Origin of the sequence: Lutibacter maritimus (genome assembly GCF_900116115.1) — a bacterium.
GTDB lineage: Bacteria > Bacteroidota > Bacteroidia > Flavobacteriales > Flavobacteriaceae > Lutibacter > Lutibacter maritimus.
The window spans coordinates 39,306-52,033 of the sequence record NZ_FOZP01000011.1; the positions used below are offsets into that span (position 1 = coordinate 39,306).

Genomic DNA, 12,728 nt, shown 5'->3' on the forward strand with positions numbered 1-12,728 from the left:
AATTTTAACAAATGAAAAAAAATACATTAGTGCTTGGCGCATCGGAAAATCCTAGTAGATATTCAAATATTGCAATAAAAAGACTTTTAAATAAAGGGATAGAAGTAAAGGCAATTGGAATGAGAGTTGGGAATGTTGAGGGTGTGAAAATTGAAGATTATAAGAAAGATTTTTCTGATATAGATACTGTTACGCTTTATTTAAGTGCTAAAAACCAAGTTGAATATTATAACTATATATTAGGTTTAAAGCCTAGACGAGTAATTTTTAATCCAGGAACGGAAAATAGAGAATTGGAAGAACTGTTAACTAATAATAACATTGCATTTGAAAATGCTTGTACCTTAGTTTTGTTGAGTTTAAATCAATATTGAGAACTAAAACCTGCTAGATTTAATTTAAATTTTTTTTAGTTTTCATATAATTTCAATCTATTTTTCACGGAATTTAATTCATTTTCTAACTCATGAATTTTAGAAAGCATGTTAAAAACAACATCAATTCCCTCTATATTAACGCCTAATTCATGATGAATTCTGATCATTTTTTCAAGATCACTTATTTTATCTTGATGAATGTATTGTGTTTTTTCAATAGTAATAATTTCAATTAAATCAAATTCACTTAAATTACTAATAAAAGATATTTCTATGTTGTATTGATTGCATAAAAGTTTGATTGGTATAAAGTTACTTAAACTCATAATGTTCTAATTTTAGCAAGTTCATTAAATAATTCTTTTTCTTTTGCACTCAAATTTTCAGGTATTTTTATTTCATAGGTTATAAATAAATCGCCAAACATTCCTTCTTTTTTATAAACCGGAAAACCTTTACCTTTTAATTTTACTTTAGTTCCGTTTTTAGTTTCTGGTTTAACAGGTAATTTTACTTTGCCATCAAAAGTTTCAACAGTTATATCACCGCCTAAAATGGCTTTGTATAAATCTAAATCAATAGTTTTGTAAAGATTGTCTTGGTCTAGTTTAAAAGGAGTGTTATTTATAATGGAGAACTTAATATGTAAATCGCCGTTCGGTCCTCCGTTTATTCCTTGTCCTCCATAGCCTTTAATTTTTATTGTTTGACCATTTTTTACTCCAGCAGGAATGGTTAGGCGAATGTTTTTGCCATTTACAGCTAATGTTCTTTTGTGAGTGGTATAAACATCTGTTAAGTTAAGTTGTAGTTCGGCATTATAATCTTGCCCTTTAAATTGAATGTTGTTACTTCTTCTGTTAGATGCATGACCTCCAAACATAGATTCAAAAAAGGCGGAGTAATCACTTTCATTAAAACCACCAGATGTTTGTTGTTGGCTACTTCTTCTATATTGTTGTTCTTGCTCTGCTTTTTCAAAGTGCTCTGCGTGTTCCCAGTCTTTACCATATTTATCGTACTTTTTTCTATTTTCAACATTACTCAACACTTCATTAGCCTCATTAATTTCTTTAAATCTTTTTTCAGCTTCTTTGTTGTTCGGATTTAAATCTGGATGATATTTTCTAGCTAATTTTCTATACGCTTTTTTTATATCTTTTTCAGTCGCATTTTTATCAATACCTAAAATTTTATAATAATCTATAAATGCCATAACATCAATTATTTTAAGTAGTTATTAATCCAATTTTAATACTTTTAAGGATAAAATTTAAGTTTTAAAAAGGAAACGGTAATATTTAAATTTCGTGTGAAATAAACATAAAGTTACAAATAAAATTTTGTTTTGAACAGAAAACAATTATTGTTTTACATGCTGATGAATTTTAATAATTAGATAGTAAATTGCTCTTTTTTTACCAACGTTGTGAGCGCTAAATGTAAATAAATGAAAGAAAAACATTTTCCAATTGAAAACAATAATGAACAAGAATACCTTTTGTTAAAAGCGAAGATTAAAACTTTGCAAGAAGAATTGGCTATTGTTGAACAAAAAACAGCTGCTTTTGAAGCTATTTTACGAAGTCATTTAGAAAATGAACTTATTGAAGAACGTGAATTAACTGTGCTTTATAAAAAACTACAACAACAAAAAAAGGACAAGCGTTTGGCTCAAAAACAACGCGGAAAAAATTATGTTGAAAAACAAGGTTTAAAAGTTGTAAATAGGACAACTATTAATAACCTAAGTAATGATGAAAAAAATGAAAAAAAACGGTTGTATAGAGAAGCAATGTTACAAGTACATCCTGATAAATTTTCAATGAATCATGAAAAAATAGATTTAGCTACAGAAATTACCACAAAATTGATTGAAATCTACCAAACAGGAAATTTAAATGATTTAAAAAAGTTTCATTCACATATTTTTATTGGTAAAACAATTGAGAATGATAAAAATCAAACATTAGAAAAAACAGCTTTAATTGCAGATAATTATTTAAAAAATGAATTAGAGAAAATTATAAAGCAATTAGAGTTTGCAAAAGCAAAACATACGTATAAAGTTTTAACGGAGTATCAAAATCCGTTAACATTTATAAATGAGTTGAAAGACTTTTATAATGATAGGATTTTTAAGTTAAAAAAGCGCACTAGAAAGGCTAAATAAATGCGTGTTAATTTATTTCAAAAACTTTACCAGTTTCAGCCAATACAGAGTTTTTAAAAATTTCTTGGGCTTCGGTTTTAAAATCCTCAATATTTTTATAACGCCCGCTGTAATGTCCCAAAATTAATTGTTGTACATTTGCTTGTTTTGCAATATTTGCGGCTTGTTCAGAAGTGGAATGTAATGTTTTTAAGGCTAAATTTTCTTTATCTTTTAAAAACGTACTTTCATGATAAAGACAATTTACATTTTTAATAATTGGAATAATTTCAGGAAAATAAGCAGTATCACTACAAAATGCGTAACTTTTAGGTAATGAAGGGTTTAGTGTTAATATTTTATTTTTTAAAACAGTACCATTCTTTAATGTAAAGTCTCGTCCATTTTTTAAATTTTGATAATCGCACACTTCAATTTCATCATAATTTAAAATAGCGTTCATATTTAATTTACGTTCACCTTCTTTTTCTTTAAATAAAAAACCGTTGGTATACACTCTATGTTTTAAAGGAATTGTGTGTACTTCAACAGATTTATCTTCAAAAATTAATTCGCTATCGAAACTGGTTAACTCATGAAATAATAAAGGATATTGTGTCCAGGAATTAGAAAGTTTAAGCTGAAGTGTTATAGCTTCTTTAATTCCTTTTGGCCCATAAACATGCAATTCTGTTTCTCTATTTAAAAGTCTGAAAGTAGAAATTAAACCTACCAAACCAAAAAAATGATCGCCGTGTAGGTGAGAAATAAAGATGTGTTTAATTTTTGAAAACTTCACGCCAAATTTACGCAGTTGAACTTGAGTTCCTTCTCCGCAATCAATTAAAAAATGATGATTTTTTATTTCTAAAAATTGAGAAGTTGGGTGTGCGTTAATACGAGGTGTAGCTGAATGACACCCTAAAATAGTGAGTTTTAAACTCATTTAATAACTAATCTTTTTGAAATCACTTCTGTTTCTGTTTGTAAAGAGTAAATATACATTCCAGGAGATAAATTATTTCTGTTAAATATAATAGAATTATTACCTGATGAAGCGTCAATTTTTTCAAGATAAACAGTTTTACCTAATAAATTTTTAACTGTAAATTCAATAATTTGATCTTTACTTGAAATAAAGTTTATTCTAGTTTTTATTGTAAATGGGTTTGGGTAAGCGGATAATGATAAAATAGTTTCAATAGTTTGATTTTTATTAATAGCACCATTACCATTAAAATTTTGCTGGCAAAATCCAATAGTAGTAACTAATAAAAATGTTATTAAAAGTAATTTTTTCATCAATAAGCAACTAATTTTAAAATCCTAAATCTCGTTCAATAGCATCCATCTCCAAAATATCTAATGCTTCTATAAAAGTTGGTACTACATTTATTTCGTCTGGAATATCGTCTATATCAATTCCATTGCTAATTATTACAAAACTAAAACCGTTTGTTTGGTGTTTTAAACTTGTTTTCAAAAATAATAATAAATCTTTAATTTCAATGTTAATTTTTTCCGAAAAATCAATAATAAGATGTTGTTCAGATAATTGCGAGTATTTCTCATTAAAATTTGTAACAAATTCTACTACTGAATTTTCAGTAGATATAATGTGAGTATAAGATGCAGTTTTCTTAATTTTCATTTTAATTTCTTTTAATTTGTTCGGCTAACAAATAAATTACAGCCATTCTAATTGCTACACCATTTTCAACTTGATTTAGAATGATAGATTGATCAGCATCGGCAACATCACTTGTAATTTCTACGCCTCTGTTAATTGGCCCTGGATGCATTATAACAATTTTCTTGCCAATTGAGTCTAATAATGATTTATTTATTCCAAAAAGTTGCGTATACTCTCTTGTTGATGGAAAATAATTGATTGCCATTCGCTCATTCTGAACTCTTAAAACATTGGCAACATCACACCATTCTAGTGCTTTTTTAATATTTGGTTCAATGCTAACTCCTAATTCTTCAATGTATTTTGGTAATAATGTTTTTGGTCCACAAACCTTAACTTCTGCACCTTGTAGTTTTAATGCGTAAATATTTGAAAGTGCCACACGAGAATGTAAAATATCACCAACAATAACTATTTTTTTGCCAGCTACAGAACCTAATTTTTCTCTAATAGAGTAGGAATCTAAAAGTGCTTGTGTTGGATGTTCGTGTGTGCCATCACCAGCGTTTACAATTCTGGCATTTACGTGTTTCGATAAAAAGTCGCAAGCACCAACGTGTGGGTGACGCATTACAATTAAATCAACTTTCATTGATAAAATATTGTTTGCGGTATCAATTAACGTTTCTCCTTTTTTTACGGATGATTGACTTGCTGAAAAATTAATTACATCAGCCGACAATCTTTTTTCAGCTAATTCAAACGATAGTTTTGTTCGAGTACTGTTTTCAAAAAATAAATTAGCAATGGTAATATCTCTTAATGAAGGAACTTTTTTTATGGGTCTGTTTATAACTTCTTTAAAGTGGTCGGCAGTTTTAAAAATTAAATCAATATCGGCTTTATTAATATGTTTAATTCCTAAAAGGTGTTGTACGCTTAACTGATTCATGTACTTATTTATTTATAATGTAAACGGCATCTTTTCCATCTCTTTCTTTCCAATTGACGGTAACTTTTTCTTCATTGATAACATCAACTTGTCTGCCTCTATAGTCTGGTTGAATTGGTAAATGACGGCTAAATCGTCTATCAATTAATACTAATAGTTCAATATTTATAGGTCTTCCAAAAGATTGTATTGCTGTTAATGCAGCTCTAATACTTCTGCCAGAAAACAATACGTCATCAATAAAAACAACATTTTTATCTTCAACAATAAAATTAATATTAGTTTTATTGGCTTCAAGAGGGGCTTCTCTTCGCCTAAAGTCATCTCTATAAAAAGTAATATCTAATTGCCCAAATTCAATATTAGAAATATGATATTCATCTTTTAAAATAGTAACTAAACGCTCTGCTAAAAAGGTGCCTCTGGGTTGAATTCCAATTAAAACAGTGTTTTTAAAGTTATTGTGATTTTCAATTAGCTGACATGCCAATCGATGTAAAATGATATTTATTTCTTTAGAGTTAAGTAGTATTTTTTTACTCATTGTAGTACCAAACATTGTTTGGAATACAAATATAAAGCATTTTGTTAATTAATTTGTTAAAAACATTTAGAAGTTATTTTTAATTTTTTACTTTGTTCTTGTACTTTTATTGCTAAAGTAATTGTTTATTTACTACTATGCCTTTAACTCCTAGAGAAAATAATGTTTCGTTATCAAAATTTGAATCAATGCTTAAAACAAATAGCGTTTATTTTTTTGATTCGGTTGAGTTTGAGGAGATTATACATTATTATTTAGATTCTGGAAAAAATTCATTGGCAAATAAAGCCATAACTTTAGGGTTAAAGCAACATCCAAATTCTGTAATGTTAAAATTATTAAAAGCAGAATTACTTATTTTTAATGATGAAATTGACGAAGCAACCAAATTATTAAAAGAAATTCAAGCTATAGAACCAACAAATGAAGAGGTTTATATTCAACAAGCAAGTATTTTATCTAAAAATGATGACCATTTTGGTGCTATAAATGCCTTAAAAATAGCGCTGAATTATACCGATGATGAAGTTGATGTACTTTCAATGATAGGTATGGAATATTTGTATTTAGATAATTTTGACGAAGCACGCCTAAATTTTGCAAAGTGCTTAGAAGTTGATTTTGAAGATTATTCATCATTATACAACGTAATTTATTGCTTTGATATGCAAAATCAGCACCAAGAAGCAATAGTTTACATTAATAGTTATATTGATAAAGACCCATACAGTGAAGTAGCTTGGCATCAATTAGGAAGGCAACATTTTATTTTAGAACAATATGAAGAAGCTTTAAGAGCATTTGATTATGCAGTTTTAATTGATGAGTTTTTTGTTGGCGCATATTTAGAAAAAGCCAAAACTTTAGAGCAACTTAGTTTATGGGAAGAAGCTATTGAAAATTATAAAATTACTATAAAGCTTGATGATCCTACGGCTTTCGCCTTTTTAAGAATTGGAGAATGTTATGAGTGCTTAAAAAAATTTACCCAAGCAATAGAGTTTTATAAAAAAGCTGTACACGAAGACCCCTTATTAGATAAAGGTTGGATAGCCATTACTGAGTTGTATTTAAAACGTAAAAACTATAATAAAGCATTATACAACATTAATAAAGCTATAGAAATTGACGATCAAAACTCTTTGTATTGGCGTAAATTTGCTGAAATTAATTTAAAATTAAACCTTTTTGAAGAAGCCGTTGAAGCTTTTGAAAATTGTATAATTTTACAAGATTTTGATTTAATAATATGGGTTGGAATAAGTGATGTTTTATGTTTTTTAGGTGAATTTGAAGACGCGTTGGTGTATTTACAAAAAGCGAAAACCTATTTTAAAAATTTAGCAGAAATAGATTACAGATTAGCTTGCTTATATTTTAAATTTAAAAATTATAAAAAAGCTGAAACTCATTTAAAAAAGGCTTTAAAAACAGACTTTGAATATCACGTTATTATTAAAGAATTATTTCCAGAAGTTTATGAAATGGAAATTGTAAAAGAAGTCATTCATAATTTCAAATAAACTTGCTATAAAAATGTTACATTTGTCAGAAATCATATAAAGTCAAATGCAACAAAGAAATTTTTTCCAATATTTAATTATTACTTTAAAGGGTGTGGCAATGGGTGCTGCAGATGTTGTTCCTGGAGTTTCAGGAGGCACAATAGCTTTTATTTCAGGAATTTATGAAGAGCTGTTGTCAAGTATAAGTTCAGTAAATTTTAATACATTAAAAGTATTAAAAAATGAAGGAATTAAAGCTGCTTGGAAAAGAGTAAACGGAAATTTTTTAGTGGCACTTTTGCTAGGGATTTTTATCAGTGTAATATCTTTATCAAAAATAATTTCTTATTTGCTTGAAAATCAGCCAATTTTAGTCTGGTCATTCTTTTTCGGATTGGTTTTGGCAAGTATTTTATATGTTGCTAAGCAAATTACAGAATGGAATTTTATTACAGTAATATTACTTTTAATTGGAGCTATTGGAGCTTTTTATATTACCACGTTACAACCTTTGGTAAGTGAACATTCTTCACCATTATTCATATTTTTAGCAGGCGTATTAGCTATTTGCGCTATGATTTTACCGGGCATATCGGGCGCATTTATTTTAGTGCTTTTAGGCGCATATAAACCTGTTTTAGATGCTATTCATGATAAAGATTTTAAATTGTTAGCTACGTTGGCTGCAGGAGCAATAGTAGGACTATTGTCTTTTTCAAAAATATTAAATTGGCTTTTTAAACATTATAAAAATTTTACACTATCAGTTTTAACTGGATTTATTTTGGGGTCATTAAATAAAATTTGGCCTTGGAAAGAAACATTAACTTGGCGCACAAATTCACATGGTATTAAAGTACCATTTAATGAACAAAGTGTTTCACCTTTGAATTTTAATGGTGAAGCTCATATTTCTACTGCAATTTTATTGGCTTTGTTTGGCTTTGCATTAATTTTAATATTAGAAAAATTAGCGAATTCTTCATTAAAAAAATAAATTATGGCACGGGAACGTACTTTTGCTGATAAATTTTTCCTTTTTTTAAAAGGATTATCTATGGGGGCAGCAAATAAAGTTCCTGGAGTTTCTGGTGGAATGGTTTCTTTTGTGTTAGGTTTTTACGAAGAAATGATTTATTCCTTCAAAAAAATAAATTTTAAAGCTTTTAAATTATTATTCAACGGTAGGTTTAAAAGTTTTTATTATTATACAAATGCACCATTTTTAGTATTGGTTTTTAGCGGAAGTATGTTTAGTTATTTTAGTGTTTCGTTAGTTCTAGATTATTTAATTGATAATTATGAATTATATGTTTGGAGCACTTTTTTTGGAATGATTATAGGTTCCATTTATTACATCTCAAAAGATTTTAACGATTGGAATACCAAAAATACCGTTTCTATGATTACAGGTGCAATTATTGGAATTTCTATAAGTTTTATGAGTCCTGCAAAAGAAAATGATAATTTATGGTTTGTCTTTTTCTGCGGAATAATTGGAGTTTCCGGGATGACTTTACCAGGTTTGTCAGGTTCATTTATTTTAATTTTAATGGGTAATTATGTACTTTTATTGGTTGATTCCGTTGCAATGTTATTCAAAACTTTAACCGAAATTTTTACTGGTGACTTTAGCTTTATGGATAGCCAAGAGCGCATAAATTATTTAAAAATTATAGGTACATTTACTTTAGGTTCAGCATTTGGTTTGGTAACAACATCACATATTTTAGGCTGGGTTTTAAAACGTTGGCATCAAATTGTAACAGCCGTAATAATTGGTTTTATTACAGGTTCACTGGGTATTGTGTGGCCTTGGAAAAAGGAAATTTATAAAATAGTAGACAATCAAATAATGTTGGATTCAAATGGAGATAAAATAATTCAAAATTTTGAAAGATATTTTCCTAATTTTTATACATTAGAAACTTGGATAGCTATTTTATTTGTATTTGTAGGAATTACATTAATTCTTGTATTAGACAAGTTTGGAAAAGAAAGAAAAGAATATATTGATGAATAATAGATTTAAATTTGGATTAATAGGTAAAAATATTTCATATTCATTTTCACCAAAATATTTTACTGAAAAATTTAGTAAAATGGGATTGAATGACTTTAAATATTTCAATTTTGACATTCCTGAAATTGAAGAATTTCCTTTTATTTTATATCATAAAGAACACGAATTTAAAGGATTAAACGTTACAATTCCTTATAAAGAAAGTATTATGAGGTATTTAAATGAAGTTGATGATGAAGCAAAAGAAATTGGTGCAGTTAATACTATTAAAATAACTGACAATAATAAATTAATTGGTTATAATACAGATGTTTATGGGTTTCAAAAATCGATAGAACCTTTATTAAAATTACATCATAAAAAAGCATTAATTTTAGGAACTGGAGGCGCATCAAAAGCAGTTGGATTCGCCTTTAAAAAAATGGGAATAGAATTTAAATTTGTGTCAAGAAAAGTTTCTGAAAATGTATTTTTATATTCATTATTAACTAAAGAAATATTAGACGAATATACCATTATTATAAATTGTTCACCAGTGGGTACACATCCAAATGTTGATGAAGCTCCAAATATTCCTTATCAATTTATAAATCAAAAACATTTATTATTTGATTTGATTTATAATCCAGCTGAAACAAAATTTTTAAGAGAAGGGAAAAATAGGGGAGCTACAATAAAAAATGGCTATGATATGTTAGAATTACAAGCCGAGAAGTCGTGGGAAATTTGGAATTTAGAATAAATATTTATTAAAAAATTACGCAACTTTTATATTGAAATTACATCTTATAATGAAACAGTAAATAATTTGCTGTTATAAACTTAAAATTGAACCTTAAACATTTTTATATGTTAGACGAGAATACCAAAGTGCCAGAAGAAAGCAATGCTACAACGCCTCAAAATTCTGAGGAAATTCAAAAAGAAACAGTTCAGGAATCAACTATAGAAGAAACAGTTCAAGAGGAAGTGATTCAAGAATCAGCAACAGAAGAAAAAGTTTCTGAAGAAGTGCCTTCAGAAGAAATTATTAAAGCTGAAACTACTCCTGAACCCATAGAATCATCCAACAAAGCTATGGATGAAATTGATGACGAAATTGCTGCAAGTTCTGAAAAGATTGAGCACGTAAATATGGAGGATAAAGACTATTCTGCCTTAACTTTAGAAGAGTTAGTTGCAGAACTTACTATTTTAGTAAAAGAAAGTCCTGTGCAAAGCATTCAAAATAATGTAAACAGCATTAAAAATGCGTTTAACGTTAAGTTTGGTGAGGTTTTAAGAAAAGAAAAAGCTAAATTTTTAGAAGAAGGAGGTAATATTGTTGATTTTCAATATAGCGATCCTATAAAAACCACGTACAATAGTATTTTGTACGACTATAAAGTAAAAAGAAACGAGTTTTACGCAAATCAGGAAAATACACTGAAAAAAAACTTAGAAGCTAAACTTGAATTAATTGAAGATTTAAAGCATTTAATTGATAATGCTGATGGATCTACGATGTATAAAATATTTAAAGACATTCAAACAAAATGGCGCGAAATTGGCCCAATACCAAGAGCAAAATATAATGATACTTGGAGAACTTATCATCACCATGTTGAACGCTTTTATGATTTATTACATTTAAACAATGATTTAAGAGAGCTTGATTTTAAACATAATTTAGAAGAAAAATTAAAATTAGTTCAAAAAGCTGAAGAGTTAGCAGAATTAGAAGATGTAAATGAAGCTTTTAAAGAATTACAAGTAGTACATAAACTTTGGAAAGAAGAAGTTGGTCCTGTAGCAAGAGCCGATAGAGAAGAAGTTTGGAATAGATTTAGCGAAGCAACAAAAAAAATACATGACAAAAGACATGAGTTTTTTAAAGATGTTAGATCAAAATACGATGAAAATGTTGAAGCTAAAAATGAAGTGATTGCATTAATTGAAGCCATAGATACCTCAAAAAACAAATCTAGAGCAGATTGGCAAAAGAGTATTGATGAAATAGATGCATTGCGTAATAAGTTTTTTAGTATTGGTCAAACACCTAGAAATGTAAGTGATAAAATTTGGGGAAAATTTAAAGCTGCAACTAAAAAGTTTAATGTTGAAAAAAACAAATTTTTTAAAGAAGTAAAAAAAGACCATCTAGATAATTTAAATGCTAAAAAAGCATTAATTGAAAAAGCAATTGCTTTAAAAGATAGTGAAGATTGGGAGTCAGCAACCGAAATAATGAAAAAAATTCAAGCCGATTGGAAAAAGATTGGTCATGTGCCTAGAAAATACTCTGATAAACTTTGGAAAGAATTTAAAGATGCTTGTAACCATTATTTTGATAGACTTCACAAAAGACAAGATGCTGGAAATAAAGAACAGCTAGAGGTTTTTAATGAAAAGAAAGATATTTTAAAGAATTTGAAAGAAGATGTTGAAGATGATGACAAAGATTTAACCTTAGATGACATAAAAGAATATGTGAATGATTGGAGAAACTTAGGAAGGGTTCCTTTTGAAATGAGACATATTGAAGTGAAATTTAATAAACTTATTGATAAAGTAGTTGAAACTAATGACGATATTGACAAGGAAGAAGTTGAAATGATAAAGTTTAAAATTCTTGTGAATGGTTACTTAGAGCAAAAGAATTATAGAAAACTAGATTCAGAACAACTTTTTGTAAGAAAAAGAATTGATGAATCTGTAAAAGAAATACAACAATTAGAAAACAATTTAGGTTTTATTTCAAATATTAAAGAAGACAATCCTTTAGTTAAAAATGTTAGAAATAACATAAATGAATACAAAGAAAAGTTAGAAATTTGGAAAGCTAAACTAGATTATTTAAGACAGTTGGAGTATTAAAATAATATTTATAGTGACAATAAATAAAAAGGAGTTTTTGAATAAGAACTCCTTTTTTTATAAAATTTAATTAAATATTTATTTAAAATACAGCTAAACTTATATTTTTTTAATTTAAAATATTGATTTTTAGCTTGTTGATTTCTTCTCGGTTTTTTTATTTTAAATTGTAAAATATTTTATAAAATATTATGTAAAAATCTTTGATAATTAGAAAATGTAATTATATATTTGCATCCGCTTAGGGCAATTAGCTCAGTTGGTTCAGAGCACCTCGTTTACACCGAGGGGGTCGGGGGTTCGAATCCCTCATTGCCCACAAACAAAAAAGCTTCCAAATTTGGAAGCTTTTTTCATTTTATAAATGTTTTATTAATCCGTTACAAAGTTCCAAATTTGCCCAATTGTTTGACCGCCTTTATTGTCTTTCACAACAACTTTCCAGTAATAATTGGTTGAAGCGTTCACAGACACGGTTAAAGAATTTGCCGAGATATTATCCCCTAGTTTTGCTGTTGGCGGATTGGATGTTCCAACATATACATCATAGGTTAACGCATCAGAAGTATCCACATCACTAGCGGTCCATTCTAATGTAGCTGTAGCTGTTTGTACAGTTGCATTTAATACTGGTTTTACAAGTACTGGTGCAAAAGGTAAATGATTGGTTACTCCTGTTCCTTCTG

Annotated in this window: 14 protein-coding genes, 1 tRNA gene and 1 pseudogene; 8 read left to right on the plus strand and 8 right to left on the minus strand. The window is 28.0% G+C overall.

Annotated elements, in window-relative coordinates; genetic code table 11:
* The first annotated feature begins 11 nt into the window (after window positions 1-11).
* Entirely contained in the window at window positions 12-374 is a 363-nt protein-coding gene (locus BM335_RS15095; RefSeq protein ID WP_090230550.1) for a CoA-binding protein, read from the plus strand.
* A gap of 35 nt (window positions 375-409) precedes the next feature.
* Here the strand turns inward: BM335_RS15095 and BM335_RS15100 are convergent, their stop codons facing one another.
* Entirely contained in the window at window positions 410-703 is a 294-nt protein-coding gene (locus BM335_RS15100; protein ID WP_177219228.1) for a chaperone modulator CbpM, read from the minus strand.
* Window positions 700-1,593 carry a J domain-containing protein gene (locus BM335_RS15105; RefSeq protein WP_090230557.1) on the minus strand — a complete coding sequence of 298 codons (894 nt, stop codon included), beginning with the start codon at window positions 1,591-1,593 and terminating at the stop codon, window positions 700-702. The genes BM335_RS15100 and BM335_RS15105 overlap by 4 nt, the downstream gene beginning before the upstream one ends.
* A gap of 234 nt (window positions 1,594-1,827) precedes the next feature.
* Between BM335_RS15105 and BM335_RS15110 the strand changes: the two genes are divergently transcribed.
* Window positions 1,828-2,550: a hypothetical protein gene (locus BM335_RS15110; protein WP_090230562.1), complete on the plus strand. Its 723-nt coding sequence runs from the start codon at window positions 1,828-1,830 to the stop codon at window positions 2,548-2,550.
* A 7-nt stretch (window positions 2,551-2,557) separates the two neighbouring features.
* On the opposite strand, the gene BM335_RS15115 is transcribed toward BM335_RS15110, so the two are convergent.
* Genes BM335_RS15115 through pyrR form a run of 5 tightly spaced genes read right to left on the minus strand, consistent with a single transcriptional unit; the run spans window position 2,558 to window position 5,658 of the window.
* Window positions 2,558-3,475, minus strand: a complete 918-nt coding sequence (locus BM335_RS15115; protein ID WP_090230566.1) for a ribonuclease Z — start codon at window positions 3,473-3,475, stop codon at window positions 2,558-2,560.
* The gene (locus tag BM335_RS15120) at window positions 3,472-3,831 is read right to left on the minus strand and encodes a T9SS type A sorting domain-containing protein (protein ID WP_090230570.1); all 360 of its coding nucleotides are present in this window, start codon (window positions 3,829-3,831) and stop codon (window positions 3,472-3,474) included. Before BM335_RS15120 ends, BM335_RS15115 begins: the two co-directional genes overlap by 4 nt.
* 16 nt (window positions 3,832-3,847) lie before the next feature.
* Window positions 3,848-4,180: a hypothetical protein gene (locus BM335_RS15125; RefSeq protein WP_090230573.1), complete on the minus strand. Its 333-nt coding sequence runs from the start codon at window positions 4,178-4,180 to the stop codon at window positions 3,848-3,850.
* Between the two features lies 1 nt (window position 4,181).
* Window positions 4,182-5,114, minus strand: coding sequence for an aspartate carbamoyltransferase catalytic subunit (locus tag BM335_RS15130; protein WP_090230578.1), 933 nt, complete (start codon window positions 5,112-5,114; stop codon window positions 4,182-4,184).
* Window positions 5,115-5,118: 4 nt separating this feature from the next.
* Complete coding sequence (gene pyrR, locus BM335_RS15135) at window positions 5,119-5,658, minus strand: bifunctional pyr operon transcriptional regulator/uracil phosphoribosyltransferase PyrR (RefSeq protein ID WP_090230604.1); 540 nt, start codon at window positions 5,656-5,658, stop codon at window positions 5,119-5,121.
* A 188-nt stretch (window positions 5,659-5,846) separates the two neighbouring features.
* On the opposite strand from pyrR, the gene BM335_RS15140 reads away from it, so the two are divergent.
* The 6 genes from BM335_RS15140 to BM335_RS15165 all read left to right on the plus strand — a co-directional run bounded on the left by BM335_RS15140 (window position 5,847) and on the right by BM335_RS15165 (window position 12,361).
* Complete coding sequence (locus BM335_RS15140) at window positions 5,847-7,181, plus strand: tetratricopeptide repeat protein (RefSeq protein WP_245780687.1); 1,335 nt, start codon at window positions 5,847-5,849, stop codon at window positions 7,179-7,181.
* 46 nt (window positions 7,182-7,227) lie between these two features.
* Entirely contained in the window at window positions 7,228-8,160 is a 933-nt protein-coding gene (locus BM335_RS15145) for a polyprenyl-phosphate transporter (protein WP_090230585.1), read from the plus strand.
* A gap of 3 nt (window positions 8,161-8,163) precedes the next feature.
* Window positions 8,164-9,186 carry a DUF368 domain-containing protein gene (locus BM335_RS15150; RefSeq protein WP_090230588.1) on the plus strand — a complete coding sequence of 341 codons (1,023 nt, stop codon included), beginning with the start codon at window positions 8,164-8,166 and terminating at the stop codon, window positions 9,184-9,186.
* Window positions 9,179-9,928, plus strand: a complete 750-nt coding sequence (locus tag BM335_RS15155) for a shikimate dehydrogenase family protein (protein ID WP_177219229.1) — start codon at window positions 9,179-9,181, stop codon at window positions 9,926-9,928. Before BM335_RS15150 ends, BM335_RS15155 begins: the two co-directional genes overlap by 8 nt.
* Window positions 9,929-10,035: 107 nt before the next feature.
* Window positions 10,036-12,042 (plus strand): DUF349 domain-containing protein, encoded by a 2,007-nt coding sequence (locus tag BM335_RS15160; RefSeq protein ID WP_090230593.1) that lies wholly within the window; start codon window positions 10,036-10,038, stop codon window positions 12,040-12,042.
* A gap of 244 nt (window positions 12,043-12,286) precedes the next feature.
* Window positions 12,287-12,361 (plus strand) — tRNA-Val (locus BM335_RS15165).
* Window positions 12,362-12,414: 53 nt separating this feature from the next.
* Here the strand turns inward: BM335_RS15165 and BM335_RS15790 are convergent.
* A pseudogene (locus BM335_RS15790) lies at window positions 12,415-12,728 on the minus strand (hypothetical protein); the annotation flags it as partial.

Coding starts and splice junctions, on each gene's coding strand:
- BM335_RS15145 (WP_090230585.1), top strand. CDS start 7,228: ATGCAACAAAGAAATTTTTTCCAATATTTAATTATTACTTTAAAGGGT.
- BM335_RS15120 (WP_090230570.1), bottom strand. CDS start 3,831: ATGAAAAAATTACTTTTAATAACATTTTTATTAGTTACTACTATTGGA.
- BM335_RS15110 (WP_090230562.1), top strand. CDS start 1,828: ATGAAAGAAAAACATTTTCCAATTGAAAACAATAATGAACAAGAATAC.
- BM335_RS15095 (WP_090230550.1), top strand. CDS start 12: ATGAAAAAAAATACATTAGTGCTTGGCGCATCGGAAAATCCTAGTAGA.
- pyrR (WP_090230604.1), bottom strand. CDS start 5,658: ATGAGTAAAAAAATACTACTTAACTCTAAAGAAATAAATATCATTTTA.
- BM335_RS15130 (WP_090230578.1), bottom strand. CDS start 5,114: ATGAATCAGTTAAGCGTACAACACCTTTTAGGAATTAAACATATTAAT.
- BM335_RS15150 (WP_090230588.1), top strand. CDS start 8,164: ATGGCACGGGAACGTACTTTTGCTGATAAATTTTTCCTTTTTTTAAAA.
- BM335_RS15140 (WP_245780687.1), top strand. CDS start 5,847: ATGCTTAAAACAAATAGCGTTTATTTTTTTGATTCGGTTGAGTTTGAG.
- BM335_RS15105 (WP_090230557.1), bottom strand. CDS start 1,593: ATGGCATTTATAGATTATTATAAAATTTTAGGTATTGATAAAAATGCG.
- BM335_RS15125 (WP_090230573.1), bottom strand. CDS start 4,180: ATGAAAATTAAGAAAACTGCATCTTATACTCACATTATATCTACTGAA.
- BM335_RS15160 (WP_090230593.1), top strand. CDS start 10,036: ATGTTAGACGAGAATACCAAAGTGCCAGAAGAAAGCAATGCTACAACG.
- BM335_RS15100 (WP_177219228.1), bottom strand. CDS start 703: ATGAGTTTAAGTAACTTTATACCAATCAAACTTTTATGCAATCAATAC.
- BM335_RS15155 (WP_177219229.1), top strand. CDS start 9,179: ATGAATAATAGATTTAAATTTGGATTAATAGGTAAAAATATTTCATAT.
- BM335_RS15115 (WP_090230566.1), bottom strand. CDS start 3,475: ATGAGTTTAAAACTCACTATTTTAGGGTGTCATTCAGCTACACCTCGT.